This is a genomic window from Janthinobacterium sp. LM6 (assembly GCF_002002885.1).
Lineage (GTDB): Bacteria > Pseudomonadota > Gammaproteobacteria > Burkholderiales > Burkholderiaceae_D > Janthinobacterium > Janthinobacterium kumbetense.
This window is the reverse complement of record NZ_CP019510.1, coordinates 6,126,390-6,141,695: the sequence shown is the minus strand read 5'-3', so window position 1 is coordinate 6,141,695 and position 15,306 is coordinate 6,126,390. Positions and strand designations below refer to the sequence as shown.

At 61.4% G+C, this 15,306-nt stretch carries 11 protein-coding genes; 5 read left to right on the top strand and 6 right to left on the bottom strand.

Annotated elements, in window-relative coordinates; all coding sequences use genetic code 11:
• Nucleotides 1-208 precede the first annotated feature (208 nt).
• From BZG29_RS26995 to BZG29_RS26985, 3 genes are read left to right on the top strand one after another with little or no spacing between them, the layout of a single operon-like run.
• Nucleotides 209-1,321, top strand: coding sequence for a Re/Si-specific NAD(P)(+) transhydrogenase subunit alpha (locus tag BZG29_RS26995; protein ID WP_077408802.1), 1,113 nt, complete (start codon nucleotides 209-211; stop codon nucleotides 1,319-1,321).
• Nucleotides 1,322-1,345: 24 nt separating this feature from the next.
• Entirely contained in the window at nucleotides 1,346-1,660 is a 315-nt protein-coding gene (locus BZG29_RS26990) for an NAD(P) transhydrogenase subunit alpha (protein WP_034778841.1), read from the top strand.
• Nucleotides 1,661-1,668: 8 nt separating this feature from the next.
• A complete protein-coding gene (locus BZG29_RS26985) occupies nucleotides 1,669-3,123 on the top strand; it encodes an NAD(P)(+) transhydrogenase (Re/Si-specific) subunit beta (RefSeq protein WP_077408801.1) in 1,455 nt (484 codons plus the stop codon).
• 48 nt (nucleotides 3,124-3,171) lie between these two features.
• Here BZG29_RS26985 and BZG29_RS26980 read toward each other — a convergent pair whose 3' ends face one another.
• The 6 genes from BZG29_RS26980 to ltrA form a co-directional block, all read right to left on the bottom strand.
• Nucleotides 3,172-4,125, bottom strand: coding sequence for a sensor domain-containing diguanylate cyclase (locus BZG29_RS26980; RefSeq protein WP_077408800.1), 954 nt, complete (start codon nucleotides 4,123-4,125; stop codon nucleotides 3,172-3,174).
• A gap of 115 nt (nucleotides 4,126-4,240) precedes the next feature.
• Nucleotides 4,241-5,383: a UbiH/UbiF/VisC/COQ6 family ubiquinone biosynthesis hydroxylase gene (locus BZG29_RS26975; protein WP_077408799.1), complete on the bottom strand. Its 1,143-nt coding sequence runs from the start codon at nucleotides 5,381-5,383 to the stop codon at nucleotides 4,241-4,243.
• 9 nt (nucleotides 5,384-5,392) lie between these two features.
• Nucleotides 5,393-6,715, bottom strand: coding sequence for an aminopeptidase P N-terminal domain-containing protein (locus BZG29_RS26970; RefSeq protein WP_171985184.1), 1,323 nt, complete (start codon nucleotides 6,713-6,715; stop codon nucleotides 5,393-5,395).
• Nucleotides 6,715-7,434, bottom strand: coding sequence for an N-acetylmuramate alpha-1-phosphate uridylyltransferase MurU (gene murU, locus BZG29_RS26965; RefSeq protein ID WP_077408797.1), 720 nt, complete (start codon nucleotides 7,432-7,434; stop codon nucleotides 6,715-6,717). Before murU ends, BZG29_RS26970 begins: the two co-directional genes overlap by 1 nt.
• A gap of 62 nt (nucleotides 7,435-7,496) precedes the next feature.
• Nucleotides 7,497-8,564, bottom strand: coding sequence for a phosphotransferase (locus BZG29_RS26960; RefSeq protein ID WP_077408796.1), 1,068 nt, complete (start codon nucleotides 8,562-8,564; stop codon nucleotides 7,497-7,499).
• 124 nt (nucleotides 8,565-8,688) lie between these two features.
• Nucleotides 8,689-10,392 carry a group II intron reverse transcriptase/maturase gene (gene ltrA / locus BZG29_RS26955; RefSeq protein ID WP_077408795.1) on the bottom strand — a complete coding sequence of 568 codons (1,704 nt, stop codon included), beginning with the start codon at nucleotides 10,390-10,392 and terminating at the stop codon, nucleotides 8,689-8,691.
• Between the two features lie 1,144 nt (nucleotides 10,393-11,536).
• On the opposite strand from ltrA, the gene BZG29_RS26950 reads away from it, so the two are divergent.
• Together BZG29_RS26950 and BZG29_RS26945 are read left to right on the top strand one after the other, a co-directional pair.
• Nucleotides 11,537-13,783 (top strand): LPS-assembly protein LptD, encoded by a 2,247-nt coding sequence (locus BZG29_RS26950; RefSeq protein ID WP_077408794.1) that lies wholly within the window; start codon nucleotides 11,537-11,539, stop codon nucleotides 13,781-13,783.
• Between the two features lie 103 nt (nucleotides 13,784-13,886).
• A complete protein-coding gene (locus BZG29_RS26945) occupies nucleotides 13,887-15,290 on the top strand; it encodes a peptidylprolyl isomerase (protein WP_253192723.1) in 1,404 nt (467 codons plus the stop codon).
• Nucleotides 15,291-15,306: the final 16 nt, after the last annotated feature.

Below are 15,306 nucleotides of genomic sequence, written 5' to 3'. Positions count from 1 at the left end.
TGTGGTCAAAACAAGCGCGCACTCTAGCTCGACTGTGGTGAGATTGACACACCTTTCCCACAATACGGGCGCCGCGCCGCATGGTGAAACGAATCGTGGGATGCTGGTGAAATTAGTGTCGTACGACTAAAAGTTGCTGGTTCACAAACGTTTAACGCGCTGCTTTCCGTGTTAGATTCTAGTCAGTTTATCAATTAGCGGAGGCATCATGAGGATAGGCATACCGGCCGAAACACGGCCTGGTGAAACACGGGTGGCAGCAACGCCCGAGACAGTCAAGAAGCTGGCAGCCAAACATCAGATCGTCGTGCAATCGGGAGCGGGCCTGCAAGCGTCGATTCCCGACGACGCGTATGCCGCCGCCGGCGCGCAGATCGGCACCGCCCAGGAAGCCTATGGTTGCGCCATCGTGCTCAAGGTGCGCGCGCCCGATGCCGCTGAGCGGGCCCTGATGGCCAGCGGCACGGTGCTGATCGGCATGTTGAACCCGTTTGACGCGGACAATATCGCCGCCATGGCCACGGCCGGCCTGTCCGCCTTCGCTCTGGAAGCCGTGCCGCGCATCACGCGCGCGCAGTCGATGGACGTGCTGTCCTCGCAGGCGAACATCGCCGGCTACAAGGCCGTGCTGGTGGCGGCGAATACCTATCAGCGCTTCATGCCGATGCTGATGACGGCGGCCGGCACCGTCAAGGCGGCCCGCGTGCTGATCATGGGCGTGGGCGTGGCAGGGCTGCAGGCGATCGCCACGGCCAAGCGCCTGGGCGCCGTCATCGAGGCGTCCGACGTGCGCCCGCCCGTCAAGGAACAAGTGGAGTCCCTGGGCGCCAAGTTCCTCGACGTGCCTTTCCTCACGGATGAAGAAAAAGAGATTGCCAAGGGCTCAGGCGGCTATGCGCGCGCCATGCCGGCCGACTGGATGCGGCGCCAGGCCGAACTGGTGCATGAACGGGCGAAACTGGCCGACATCATCATCACCACGGCCCTGATCCCCGGCCGCGCCGCGCCCGTGCTCATTTCCGAAGAAACGGTGAAAGCCATGAAACCCGGTTCCGTCATCGTCGACCTGGCCGTGGAGCAGGGCGGCAACTGCCCGCTCTCGGAGCTGGGCAAGACGGTGCTGAAACACGGCGTGTACATCGTGGGCGAACCGAATCTGGCGACCCTGGTGGCGGCCGACGCTTCGGCCCTGTATGCGCGCAACGTGCTGGACTTCTTGAAGCTCATCATCGACAAGGACGACCAGTTGCTGATCGACCGCGAGGATGAAATCATCAAGGCCAGCCTGGTTTGCGCGGGCAATGACATCCTCAGAAAATAACGCGGCGCCGGAGAAAACAACATCATGGAAATCAGTCACACCATCATTAACCTGATCATCTTCGTGCTGGCCATTTATGTCGGCTACCACGTCGTCTGGACCGTCACGCCGGCGCTGCATACGCCGCTGATGGCCGTCACCAATGCCATTTCCGCCATCATCATCGTCGGCGCCATGCTGGCGGCCGGCCTGACGCAAGGCCCGCTGGCGCAGGCGGCCGGCACCCTGGCCGTGGCCTTGGCCGCCGTCAACGTGTTTGGCGGCTTCCTCGTCACGCAGCGCATGCTCGAGATGTTCCGTAAAAAAGAACCGAAAGCCAAGCAAGGAGCAAAAGAATGAGTCACGCCATGAGCTTCGTCACCATGAACCTGGTGACGATGATGTACCTGATCGCCTCGGTGTGCTTCATCCAGGCCTTGAAAGGCCTGTCGTCGCCCTCGACGGCGCGCCGCGGCAATGCCTTCGGCATGAGCGGCATGGCCATTGCCGCCGTCACCACCGTGGCGCTGATCCTGAAGCTGAAGGAGCAGCAGACGGGCGGCATGGGCCTGACCCTGGTCATCATCGGCATCGTCACGGGCGGCGCCATCGGCGCCTACCTGGCAAAAACCGTGGAAATGACGAAGATGCCGGAACTGGTGGCGGCCATGCATTCGCTGATCGGCCTGGCGGCCGTGTGCATCGCCGTGGCGGCCGTGTCGGAACCGTGGGCCTTCAATATCGCCAAACAGGGCGAGGCGCTGCCCATCGGTAACCGCTTCGAGCTGTTCATCGGCACCTTTGTCGGCGCGATCACCTTCTCCGGTTCGGTGATCGCCTTCGGCAAGCTGTCGGGCAAATACAAGTTCCGCCTGTTCCAGGGCGCACCCGTCAGCTTCAAGGGCCAGCACATGCTCAACCTGGTGCTGGCGCTGGTGATGATCGCGCTGGGCCTGGTGTTCTGCTTTGCCGACGGCGCCGAGCCGGCCTGGACGCCGTTCATCGTCATGGCCGTCATCGCCTTTGCGCTGGGCGTGCTGATCATCATCCCCATCGGCGGCGCCGACATGCCGGTGGTGGTGTCCATGCTCAACAGCTACTCGGGCTGGGCCGCAGCCGGCATCGGTTTTTCGCTGAATAACTCGATGCTGATCATCGCCGGTTCGCTCGTCGGCTCGTCCGGCGCGATCCTGTCGTACATCATGTGCAAGGCCATGAACCGCTCGTTCTTCAACGTCATCCTGGGCGGCTTCGGCGGCGATGCGCCGGCCGCTGGCGTGGCGGGCGCGCAGGAACAGCGTCCCGTGAAATCGGGTTCGGCCGACGACGCCGCCTTCATCATGGGCAATGCGGAAACCGTCATCATCGTGCCCGGCTACGGCCTGGCCGTGGCGCGCGCGCAGCACTCGCTGAAAGAACTGGTGGAAAAGCTCACGCACAAGGGCGTCACCGTCAAGTATGCGATCCACCCCGTGGCGGGGCGCATGCCGGGCCACATGAACGTGCTGCTGGCCGAAGCCGAGGTGCCGTACGACCAGGTCTTCGAGATGGAGGACATCAACGGCGAATTTGGCCAGACGGACGTGGTGCTGGTGCTGGGTGCGAACGACGTGGTCAACCCGGCGGCGAAAGACCCGAAATCGTCGATCGCCGGCATGCCGATCCTGGAAGCCTACAAAGCGAAGAGCATCATCGTCAACAAGCGCTCGATGGCGTCCGGCTATGCGGGCCTGGACAACGATTTGTTCTATCAGGCGAACACGATGATGGTGTTTGGCGACGCCAAGAAGGTGATCGAGGATATGGTGAAGGCAATCGAGTAAGGCAATGCCTTGGTCAACTGAAGATGGCCCGCCTTGCGCGGGCCGTTTTTATTGGCCGGCCGCTGCCGCGACGACCTGGTTGCGTCCCTGGTGCTTGGCGACATACAGGGCCTTGTCGGCATCCGACATGGCCGCGTCCAGGCTGGCGCCCTGCACCAGCGGCGCCACGCCGATGCTGATGGTGACGTGCAGCGGGGAACCGTCGGGCAGCACGGTGACCGCCGCCGCCACGGCCGCGCGGATGCGTTCGGCCACCTGGTGTGCCTGCTGCAGGCTGGCGTCGGGGAACAGCAGGCCGAACTCCTCGCCACCGAGGCGCGCCGCCACGTCGGTGATGCGTCCCGTGTCGCGCAGCGCCTGCGCTACCGTGCGCAGCACGGCGTCGCCCACGGCATGGCCATAGCGGTCGTTGATCTTCTTGAAATGGTCGAGGTCGGCCACGCCCACGCTCAGGGCGGCGCCGCTGCGCGCCGCGCGCGCCATCGCCTGCTCGGCTTGCGCTTCATAGGCGCGCCGGTTCGGCAGCGACGTCAGCGCATCGTGCAGCGCCTGCTGTTCCAGCTGCGCCAGCAGGCTGGCGTTTTTCGCCGCCAGTTCGCGCCGTTCGCGCACGTCGAGCAAAAAAGCGCCGAAATAGCGCATGCCGTCGACCACGCCCAGGTCCATTGCCTTCATTTCGATGGGGATCATTTGCGTGTCGCGGTGGCGGATGGCGAATTCGCGTATCTTGCCCAGCACGCTGGAGGTGCGCGAGCTGCGGATGTAGTTGAGTACGTGGTTGTCGTGCTGCGCGCCGACGGCGTCGGGCAGCAGGCCGTTCAGGGTCTGGCCCAGCAATTCTCCGCTGGCATAGCCCGACAGCGTTTGCATGGCGCCATTGATATAGCGGATGCGGCACTGCTCGTCGATGATGATGACGGCGTCGAGGGCGTCTTCCAGCAGGCGGGAAAAGAGGACTTCGGGAAGAGCGGCAGGCGGTGCTGCGGGCAATGCATCTGTCATGGAACGGTCGCCAAAAGCCAGGTGACAGCCATTGTCGCATCCGCGGGCCGTTTACTCCATGTCGGATCGCCCGCCTGTTTCTTTTTCGCCCGTGCCCTTTCCTTATTGCTAAGACTTAGCGGCGGCCGTACATCATCAGCTCGGCCAGCGTCTTGCGTGCAGGGGGAAATGCGTCCAGCAGACCCAGCGACAGGCCCAGCAAGCCTTGCGTGGGCGCGTTGCCCGTGAAGATGCGCGCCATGGTGTCGGTGACGCGCACGGTCAGCCCCCGGTCGGCCTGGCGCAGGCTGGCGTAGCGTTCCAGCCCGGCCGGGCTGCTGTCCTGCGCCAGCACGCGGGCCAGCACGGCGGCGTCGCGCAAGCCCAGGTTCAGGCCTTGTCCCGCCACCGGATGCAGGGTTTGCGCCGCATTGCCGATGGCGACCGTGCGCGCCGTGCCGCCCGCCTGGGCGTTCAGGCCCAGCGGATAGGCCAGGCGCGGCGTCGTGTGGGTAAACCGCCCCAGGCGGCTGCCGAAGGCGGCGCCCAGGCGCGCCAGGAAGGCCGCGTCGTCCAGCGTCAGCAACTGTTCCGCGCGCGTGGGCGGCACGCACCAGACCAGCGCGTAGCCGTCGTCCTGCGGCAGCAGGGCCAGCGGCCCTTCGTCGGTGAAGCGTTCAAACGCGCGGTGGGCGATGGGGCTGCTTACGCGCACATGGGCAATGATGGCGCTTTGGCCATAATCGCGGCTGACGGCGCGCTCCTGCTGCTGGCCGAACAGGCCGCCCTCGGCCTGCACCAGCAGGCTGGCGCGCAAGCTCGACGCGGCGCCAGCCTGGTCGATCTGCACGGACACGCCGTCGCCATCCTCCGCGCTGCCCGTGACCAGGGCCGGGCGCAAACTGGCCACGCCCAGGCGTTCGCATACGTCGGCCAGCGCGCTGACGACGGCGCCGTAACGGGCCACATAGCCGAGCGCCTCGACGCCATGCTCGCCGCGGTCCATCAGGCTGCGCCCGAACTTGCCGCGGCGCGAAACGTGAATCTGGTGAATCGGGGTCGCTGCCACGGGCCAGGCGCCCGCTTCCTCGAGTATCTGGCGGCTGCCGTGCGACAGGGCGATGGTGCGCGGGTCGCGCCTGGCTTGGTCGAGGGATTTGGCGTCGAGCAGGGCGATGCCGGCGGCGCGGCTGCCCCGCTGCACCAGCAGGGCGGCCAGCGCCATGCCGACGGGGCCGGCGCCGCAGATGGCGAGATCGAAAGTGGACGGTGTATGCATGCGGCGGCGTTAATCCTGTGACATCAGTTGTTCGATTTCAGCGACGCTCCTGGGCGCCGTGCTGAAGATTTCATGGCCTTGCGGCGTGACCAGCACATCGTCTTCGATGCGGATGCCGGTATGCCAGAACTGCTCCGGCACGCCCGCGCCGGGGCGCACGTAGATGCCCGGTTCCACCGTCAGCACCATGCCAGCCTCCAGCGCGCGCCATGGCTTGCCGGGCGCGCTCGTGTCGCGGTAGGCGCCCACGTCGTGCACGTCCATGCCCAGCCAGTGGCTGGTGCCGTGCATGTAGAAGGGCATATAGGCCTTGTCGGCGATGACGTCCTGCACGCCGCCGCTTTTTTGCCGGTCAAGCAAACCCAGGTCCAGCATGCCCTGCGCCAGCACCTGCACGGCCGCCTCGTGGATGGCGCTGTGCGGCAAGCCGGGGCGCACCATGTCCAGCGACGCCTGCTGCGCGGCCAGCACCAGTTCATACAGCGCCTTTTGCGGGCCGCTGAAGCGGCCGTTGACGGGAAAAGTGCGCGTGATGTCGGAGGCGTAGCCGTCGAGTTCGCAGCCGGCGTCGACCAGCACCAGCTCACCGTCTTTTAATACCGCGTTGTTGGCGCTGTAATGCAGGATGCAGGCGTTGCCGCCGCCAGCCACGATGGAGGAATACGCAGGGAACTGGGCGCCGCTGCGCCGGAATTCGTACAGCAGCTCCGCTTCCAGCGCGTATTCGTGCATGCCGGGCCGCGTGGCGCGCATGGCGCGCGCGTGGGCCGCGCTGGAAATGGCGGCCGCGCGGCGCATCAACTGCTGTTCCTGCGTGTCTTTCAGCAGGCGCATGGCGTCGAGCATGCCATGGATGTCATGCGCGATGGCGGGCGCCGTGACGCCGCTGCGGGCCTTTTGCCGCACATTGTGCCGCCAGACCTTGACCTGCGCATCGAGGCTGCCGCCCAGCGCATAGTAAATGGCGGGGACGTCGGCCAGCAGGCGCGTCATTTCCACGTCGAGTTCCTCGATGGGGAAGGCGGCGTCGAAGCCGAAGCTGGCGCGCGCCGCCTCGGGGCCGTGGCGGAAACCGTCCCAGATTTCGCGCTCCGTGTTCTTGGCGCGGCAAAACAGGATGGCGCGCGCCGGCGCCGTGGCGCTGGCGGCCACGAGGGCCACGGCGCTGTCGGGTTCCGTAAAGCCGCTCAGGTAATAGAAATAGCTGTCGTGGCGGTACGGATAATCGCAATCGCTGTTGCGCGGCACTTCGGGCGCCGTGGCGAGGATGGCCACGCTGCCCGGCAGCATCTGCGCCAGCAGCGCCGCGCGCCGTGCCGCGTAGTTGGCCATCATGTTGCGCTGGCCTTTGCCGTGACGCCGTTGAGGGCGTCGAGTTGTGCCGGCGTGCCCACATTCGTCCATTCGCCAGTATAGACTTCGCCGCCCACGCGGCCCTGGTCCGCGTACTGGCGCAGCAAATCGCCCAGTCTGGCGTGGCTGCCGGGCGCGATGCCGTCGAACATCTCGGGACGGTACACGCCGATGTTGGCGAAGGTCCACTTGGTATCGTCCGTATTGTTGATCGCGAACAAGGTCAGGCCGAAGTCGCCTGTTGGATGGAAGTCGGGATTGGGCACCAGGTACGTCCAGGCGATGTCGCGCTGGTCGGCCGGATACGGCGTGCCCAGCACGTCCTTGTCGGCCAGCACGTCGAGTACCTGCTTGAAGTCGAAATACGGGCAATAGATGTCGCCGGAGATGGCGAGAAATGGTTCCTCGCCCAGCAGGTGGCGCGCCTGGGCGATGCCACCCGCCGTTTCCAGCGGCGTGCTCTCGGGCGAATAGGCGATGCGCGCGCCATACGCGCTGCCGTCGCCCAGGGTTTCCTCGATCTGGTGGCCCAGGTGGGAATGGTTGATGACGATGTCCGTGATGCCGGCGCGCACCAGGTTCAGCACGTGCCAGACGATCAGCGGACGGCCGCGCACTTTCAGCAGCGGTTTGGGACAGGTATCGGTAAGCGGACGCATCCGTTCACCGCGGCCTGCGGCAAAGATCATGGCTTTCATGGGTAGTCGTTTTCAGTATCGGTAAGTCGGCTGCGCGGACACGCCGCGCAGCGGGAAGGTGCCTAGAATGTATAGCCGACTTGCGGGGTCTTGTTTTCCAATGCATCGAGCAAACGCACCAGCGGCTTGAGTTCCGTATAGCGGTTGGCCGTCTTGCGCACGTAGTCGAGCACGGTTGGCAGGTCGCCCATGTACAGATCCTTGCCATCGCGGTAATTCAGGCGCGCGAACAGGCCGAGGATTTTCAAATGGCGCTGCAGGGCCGTGAATTCGAAATCGCGGTAGAAGGCGTCGATGTCGGGATTCACCGGCAAGCCCAGTTGCTTGGCGCGCTGCCAGTAGCGGATCACCCAGTCGAGCACCAGTTCTTCATCCCACTGGATATAAGCGTCGCGCAGCAGCGAGGCGATGTCGTAGGTGACGGGGCCGAAGACGGCGTCCTGGAAATCGAGGATGCCGGGATTGGGGATCGAACCATCGTTGATGTGCATCAAATTGCGCGAATGGTAGTCGCGGTGCATGAAAACTTGCTGCTGCGACAAGATATTCGCCGTGATGGCTTCGAAGACCTTGTCCAGCTGGGTTTGTTGCACATCCGTCAAGGTGGCGCCCAGGTGCTTGCCGATGAACCATTCCGGGAACAGATTCATTTCGCGCAGGATGAAGGCGCGGTCGAATTCGGGCAAGACGTCCGGCTGGCTGGCCAGTTGGATTTTCATCAGCGATTCGAGCGCTTCCGCGTACAGCACGCTGGCGTTGTCGTGGTTCAGGGCGTCGAGGTAGGTGGTCGTGCCCAGGTCGGAGAGCAGCAGGAAGCCCTGCTCCAGATCTTGCGCGATGATGTCGGGCACGGACACGCCGGCGCCTTTCAGCAAGCCGGCCACCTTGACGAAGGCGGGCACGTTTTCGCGCTCGGGCGGCGCATCCATGGCAATTAATGTACTTCCTGGCAATGTTGTATTGCCAGGCAGCACATCGAGACGGTAGTAGCGGCGGAAGCTCGCATCGCTGGAAGCGGGGCGGGCGGAATCGGGCGCAACGAGGTTCAGCGGGGCCAACCAGGCTTTCAACAGGGTCAGGCGAGCGTCGGCGGAGGCCGGCGCGGCAGGGGAATTGGGGGAGAATGACATTAAGCGGCCTGTGGAATCGGGTTGATGGTGCGGAGGGTAGGAGAACCCCATTGCTGGAAGCTCTCCCCCCTAAGAACCGTGCGTGCGACTTTCACCGCACACGGCTCAAGCATAATAAAAGTCCCTATGCAGGGACCGGCTTCGCAACGTGTAAATCGTTTGCGTGCACATTTATATGGCAATTTGGGTGCAATAATACGCGATTTCCAAGGGCGTCGGAACCACCTGCCACACGGTGTTCTATGTGGTGGTCATGCCATCCGGTTTCCATGTTCATCTCGTATCCACACAGAGCGCACAAGCCACGTTGGTCGAGGTAGAGCTTGGCCCACTCACGCCGGTAAGACATGTTTTTCAACATGCGTTCCTGCCGAAGGGTTTCGCCGTACAGTTCCCATTGCGGATCGTAGGGGTGATAGCCGCCCTTGATCTTCGTGTGACGCAGAATCGCTGTACCAGGTAACGAGTACAGTTCCTTCATGGCCTTATTGCCATTCTTTGTGACAACGTCCGCTGCAAACACCCGATTTCCACTTTCGGTTGGGCGCCAGTATCGGTCGCGTATCCAACTGTCAGTTTTCTTCGGATGCCTGCGCATTGCCCAGCGACGAAGCCGCCAGTACAGCAGCGACTCCATCGTCGAAAACGCCTCCTTGGCGACTACAGGGCTGTGATATTGCGCCCAGCCCCGCAGCATGGGGTTCAACAATCGAATGAGATTCTCCTGCTTCGCCCCGATGTTTTCGCTGATCGTCTTCCTCAGCTTTTCATAGAACGCTTTCATGTTCTTCTTACTTGGCTTGATGAGTAGTGTCCCGGAATATTTTCGGAAGTTCCACCCCAGGAAGTCGAAGCCCTCATCGATGTGCACGATCTTGGTTTTGGCACTGGACAGTCGCAATCCTCTGACTGCAAGAAATGCTTCGATCCAAGGCTTGATTTCCGTCTCCAGCAATTCCTTCGATCCACTGGTAACGACAAAATCGTCCGCATATCGCACGACACCGACTTTGAGCTTGCCTGCCTTTGACTTGCCGAATTTCGCACCGAGGTGCGCAATCAGTTCAGTCTCCAGCCCGTTCAACGTCCAATTCGCAAGGGCAGGGCTGATGATGCCGCCCTGTGGCGTTCCAGCTGTGGTTGCCATTAATTGCTTCCGGTCAATTACCCCGGATTTCAGCCATTTAGACAGGATCAACTTATCCATGAAGACATTGTCGACCAGCCATTGATGGTTGATATTGTCGAAAAAACCTTCGATATCCGCATCTAACACCCAGGTTGCCGAGACTTTCCGACAGGTCTGGAGAAAAATTTGCGACATCGCGTCGGCCGTTGAGCGATTTTTGCGAAACCCGTATGAGTTGGGATCACTCAGCGTTTCCAAGATCGGATCCAAGGCCAACAGGTGAAGTGCCTGCATCGCCCGGTCCCGCATGGTAGGGATGCCCAGTGGGCGCATCTTTCCATTTGACTTGGGAATAAAGACCCTCCGTAATGGCAGGGGCCGATAGCCTTGTTTCTTCAACTGCGCAATGGCAGCGAACTTCTGCGTTGCTGAGTCCCACAACTGCTGGTCCACGCCTGCGGTTCGTTTGCCTTGATTCTCTGTCACTCGTTTAACTGCCAGCGCTTTCGCGCTGAACGAGTGGGTTAGCCACCTTTGCAGCGCTTTCGCCCTGCGCCAGTTGCCTTCCTGTGTAGCCTTCGTTAATCGATGCTGCATGGCTCTCACGTTGCGTTGTACGAGCCGCCAGTTGATGGCGACCCATTCAGTTGGCACGTGCGAGGACGCAGAACCGGCAAGACTGCTAGCGGTTACTTTCATGCTGAACCTCGTGTAGTTGTTCCGACGAGATACAGCGCACCCCGAAGGGTGAGCTGCATCCCTTCGGGGTGGTTGAAAATGATGACTGCCTGGAGCCAGTACAGTCGTATGACGACTATTACACCAGATGAAAGTGGGCACCTTTTCAGGCCGGGACAAATCTTGAATCCCTATCCGGACCATTACAGCCCGGCATTCGCTTTCTCCATCCTCCTCTACCCGCTCCCCCAAGGGCGTGCCTTGCGGTTTGCTTGCCGCTATCTCGGTTCTTTGATCGAGCGGCAGGGAATCGGGCTTACCACGTTCCCAACGATATCGACGCGACAACTACATCGCGACTGGCTGTTTAGGGCCCATCTTTCCCCCGGTGGCTGAATGACGACGTATCCCCAGAATCCACGGAGATAACCGGCCACATACCGTTTGGTTTAGGCCTGCCAGCAGCTTTGGCCTATTAATATTTACGAGGGTTCAAACGATGGTTCACATAACATTACCCTTGCAGCACTCACCTAGCCCCTAGACCGCATCGCTGCTCGCAGTCTCCAGCCAGGCGTTCGCACGCCGGGCTGCCGGAAAAGAATGGGGGTACGTTGTCCCTGAGGCTTTGCACCCCGCCGTTACCGGCGACGCACACTCAAGTAGGTGACAGATGGTCGTACATCCGGTCATGGCAGCAGTTGCAGCACTGAAGCATGACAAGATATCGAAGAGTTTCACTCGGGTATGACTCAGCTGAGAGACAACCGAGTCTTGCAGAGAACTGTTGAAATATAGAAAATTGTAAGCAAATGTAAAATATCCACAAGCTTTGCAAATAAACTACAGTTTCAATGTTTTATGTAAACAAAACAGGCAAAGGAATAGCGACTCGCCGGTGATTCGGCGGGCGTATAAGACTGACAAGGCACCTTCTCGTAGCGTGTCTTGTCTTGCTAAGAATGGGTACTCCGGGGAGCCCCTCACTGTTTTATCACTGGTAAACCAGGGATTTGCCTGCGCAGTTCCTGCGCTGCTAGCCGTTACTGCTACGTTGCGACCGGGGCCAGCTACCCGAGCTTTAAGGCGTGTCGCACAGATTCCCATATAATAAGGGATTCAAATCAAAAAATCGCCTGTCAATGGTGCTTGCCCCTTCCAATTCATGAGCTGGTTTTCGGCCTCCCCCCCTTCGCAGCGCTGGGCTTTCGCCATCAGCGCGCTCGTCGCCGCCACGACGGTGCCTGTCCACGCCCAGAAAGCGCCGCGCCCGGTTCATGTGGAAGATCCCGACGCGCCCACCGTCATGACGGCGAACAGCATGAAGGGACGCCCCGAAAGGGAGCTCAATCTCGATCAGAATGTCGTGATTGAGCGCGGAAAAACCACAAAAATGACGGCCGATACAGCTTGTTACAAACAAGTTGAAGATGAGTTCGACGCCGAGGGCCATATCAAGATGTGGCGTTTCGGCGATTACTACACGGGCGACGTCCTGAAGCTGAACATGGAGACCGGCAAGGGTTTCCTGCTCAATCCGACATACCGCTTCGAAGTGGGCGGCGGCCAGGGCAAGGCCGAGCGCGTCGACTTCATCAACCCCGACGAAGCCACTGTCATCGACGGTACCTACAGTACCTGCGAGGGGCCGAATCCGGACTGGTACCTGAAATCGAGCACCTTGAACCTCGATACGGGCCGCGACGTGGGTACCGGCAGCAAGACCATCATCTATTTCAAGGACGTGCCGATCCTGGGCACGCCGGGCATCTCGTTTTCGCTGTCGGGCGCGCGCCGCTCGGGCTGGCTGGCGCCCACGCCGGGCTTTGCCTCGAAGAACGGTTTCGAGTTGCTGATGCCGTATTACGTGAACATCGCGCCGAACCGCGACCTGACCCTGTACCCGCGCTACATCCAGCGGCGCGGCATCCAGCTCGGTGCGACGGGCCGCTACATGGGCGAGACGGATGCCGGCCTGTACCAGGGCGAAACGTCGTTTGAATTCTTGCCTAACGACAAGCAAACCAAGACCAACCGCTACATGATCAAGTCCAAGCATGAGCAGGCGCTGGCCAAGGGCTGGAGTTACAGCTGGGATCTGCGCGAGGCGTCCGACAATAATTACCCGAACGATTTTTCGAAAACCGTCGCCACCGCCACCGAGCGCCAGTTGCTGCGCGAATTGCGCACCGATTACCGCACCGAGGACTGGAGCCTGACGGCGCGCGTGCAGAATTACCAGGTGCTGCAGGATCCCGATCCCACGGCGACCGTGCCGCGCCCGTATGACCGCTTGCCGGCGGTGAACTTCCACGCTGGCAAATATGACGTCTGGGGCGGCTTCGACTGGACCTTCGACGCGGAAGCGACGCGCTTCGCCCATCCGACCCAGGTGCAAGGGTCGCGCCTCGTGGCCGTGCCGCAGGTGAGTTTCCCCATCGTGCGCCCTGGCTACTTCGTCACGCCCAAGCTGATGCTCAATGCCAGCGCGTATCAGCTTGATAACGATGCCAGAACCAAGGCGCTGCAGTTCAAGACGACCTCGTTTACGCGTGCCGTGCCCACTTTCTCGGTCGACAGCGGCCTGGTGTTTGAACGCGACACGAATCTGTTTGGCGCCAAGGGTGGCACGCAAACTCTGGAACCACGCCTGTTCTATGTCTATACGCCGTACCGCGACCAGTCGCAGTTCCCGAAATTCGATACGGCCGACGGCACCTTCAACCTGACGCAGATCTTCACGGAAAACCGTTTTGTCGGCAGCGACCGTATCGGCGACGCCAACCAGGTCACTGCCGCCCTGGTATCGCGTTTCCTGCAGGCGGACGGCACGGAACGCATGCGCCTGACCTTCGGCCAGCGTTTCTATTTTGCCGACCAGCGCGTGCAGCTCAATTCGACCACGCCCGTCAACCAGTCGCGTTCGGACATCCTGCTGGCGGCGACGGGCCGCGTGTCCGAGACTTGGACCGCCGACAGCCTGGTGCAGTACAATCCCAGCGATCGCCAGTTGATGAACTACAACTACACATTGCAATATCAGCCTGGTGCCAAGAAAGTATTGAATTTCAGCAATCGTTTCCAGCGTGGAGATGCTGGTTGGCGCAATGCGGAAGTATCGACGCAATGGCCGTTGACGGACCGCCTGTATGGCGTGGGCCGCATCAGTTACTCCTTGAAGAATCGCAGCATGCTGGAAAGCCTGGTCGGCCTGGAATACAAGGGCGATTGCTGGGTGTTCCGCATGGGCGCGCAGCGTTTCGTGACGACGGCCAAGACTGTTTCGACGCCGATCTTCTTCCAGCTGGAATTGACGGGCTTGTCGAATGGCCTGGGCCTGGGCGCGAATGGCCTGGAAACTTTTACAAAAACCATCCCTGGTTACCAGACACTGAGCCAGCCACTCCGTTAAGATAGGCACCGTTGCCGCCGCCGGTGTTCCCGGCGCTGGCACAAACCGGTTTTTTTATTCACCTGAACTCATGAGCGCTCTACACATTATGCGTAATGCCAGTATGCACCAACTCAAAATTGCAACGGTTTTGTTGTGCGCCATTTCCGGCGCCACGACCAGTAGTGTCTGGGCGCAACAGGCTGCGTCAGCGCCTGTCGCCAAGCCGGCAACTGCCGCGCCTGCGGCAGCTGCACCAGTCAAGGGTTTCACACCACCGGCCTCGAGCAGTGGCCAGACCATCGACTCCATCGCCGTCGTCGTCAATGACGAGGTGATTACGCGTAATGAAGTGGCGGCCCGCATCAAGAGCGTGGAGCAGCGCATGAAGGCGCAGAACGTGCCCTTGCCCGATCCTGCCGACCTGCGTCGTCAATTGCTGGAGCGCATGATTGTCGAACGCGCCCAAATGCAGCTGGCCAAGGAAATGGGCGTGCGCGTGGATGACCTGACCCTGGACCGCGCGATTAGCCGTATTGCTGAACAGCAAAAAATGACGGTGCAGGAACTGCGCAACCAGATGGAAAAGGAAGGCACGCCGTTTGCGACTTTCCGTGAAGAAATCCGCGATGAAATCATCATGCAGCGCCTGCGCGAGCATGAAGTCGACGCCAAGATCCAGATTTCCGATTCCGAAGTGGATAACTTCCTGGAAGCGGAAAAAGCGGCGGCCAGCGAACAGGTGGAACTGAACCTGGCGCAGATTCTCGTGCGCATTCCGGAAAATTCCAGCCCCGAACAGATCGCCGCGCGCCGCGCGCGCGCCGAAGAAGTCAGCCGCCAGCTGCGCACGGGTGCCGATTTCGCCAAGATGGCCGCCACCTATTCCGACGCCAGCGATGCGCTGAGCGGCGGCGATATCGGCTGGCGCCATAGCGACCGCGTGCCGCCGCTGTTCACGGAACAGCTGCTGAAACTGAAGCCGGGCCAGATCACGCCTATCATCAAGAGCAACACCGGTTTCCACATCCTCAAGCTGGTGGACCGCCGCAGCGCGGCCGAAGCGCAAGCCGTCGCTGCCGTGCAGCAGACGCATGCCCGCCACATCCTGCTGAAAGTAACACCGACCTTGTCGGCTGCCGAAGCCAAGCGCAAATTGCTGGAATTGAAAGAGCGTCTCGATAACAAGGCCGCCAAGTTCGAAGACCTGGCCCGCTTGTTCTCGAACGACGGTTCCGCAGCCAAGGGCGGCGACCTGGGCTGGCTGTATCCAGGCGACACCGTGCCGGAATTCGAAACGGCGATGAATGCGCTGAAACCGGGCGAAGTGAGCCAGCCGATCGAATCGAGCTTTGGCTTCCACCTGATCGAAGTGCTGGAACGTAAGAGCGACGATGTTTCTAAAGAGAAACAGCGCGCCGCCGCACGCAATGCCTTGCGCGAACGCAAGCTGGAAGAAGCGACGGAAAACTGGGCGCGCGAAGTGCGCGACCGTGCCTACGTCGAATTCCGCGCGGATGATCAGTAATGCTGCTGATTCATTG

Excerpts from the sequence above, each read along its gene's own strand:
- BZG29_RS26995 (WP_077408802.1), top strand. The coding sequence starts at position 209 with ATGAGGATAGGCATACCGGCCGAAACACGGCCTGGTGAAACACGGGTG.
- BZG29_RS26990 (WP_034778841.1), top strand. The coding sequence starts at position 1,346 with ATGGAAATCAGTCACACCATCATTAACCTGATCATCTTCGTGCTGGCC.
- BZG29_RS26985 (WP_077408801.1), top strand. The coding sequence starts at position 1,669 with ATGAGCTTCGTCACCATGAACCTGGTGACGATGATGTACCTGATCGCC.
- BZG29_RS26980 (WP_077408800.1), bottom strand. The coding sequence starts at position 4,125 with ATGACAGATGCATTGCCCGCAGCACCGCCTGCCGCTCTTCCCGAAGTC.
- BZG29_RS26975 (WP_077408799.1), bottom strand. The coding sequence starts at position 5,383 with ATGCATACACCGTCCACTTTCGATCTCGCCATCTGCGGCGCCGGCCCC.
- BZG29_RS26970 (WP_171985184.1), bottom strand. The coding sequence starts at position 6,715 with ATGGCCAACTACGCGGCACGGCGCGCGGCGCTGCTGGCGCAGATGCTG.
- murU (WP_077408797.1), bottom strand. The coding sequence starts at position 7,434 with ATGAAAGCCATGATCTTTGCCGCAGGCCGCGGTGAACGGATGCGTCCG.
- BZG29_RS26960 (WP_077408796.1), bottom strand. The coding sequence starts at position 8,564 with ATGTCATTCTCCCCCAATTCCCCTGCCGCGCCGGCCTCCGCCGACGCT.
- ltrA (WP_077408795.1), bottom strand. The coding sequence starts at position 10,392 with ATGAAAGTAACCGCTAGCAGTCTTGCCGGTTCTGCGTCCTCGCACGTG.
- BZG29_RS26950 (WP_077408794.1), top strand. The coding sequence starts at position 11,537 with ATGAGCTGGTTTTCGGCCTCCCCCCCTTCGCAGCGCTGGGCTTTCGCC.
- BZG29_RS26945 (WP_253192723.1), top strand. The coding sequence starts at position 13,887 with ATGCACCAACTCAAAATTGCAACGGTTTTGTTGTGCGCCATTTCCGGC.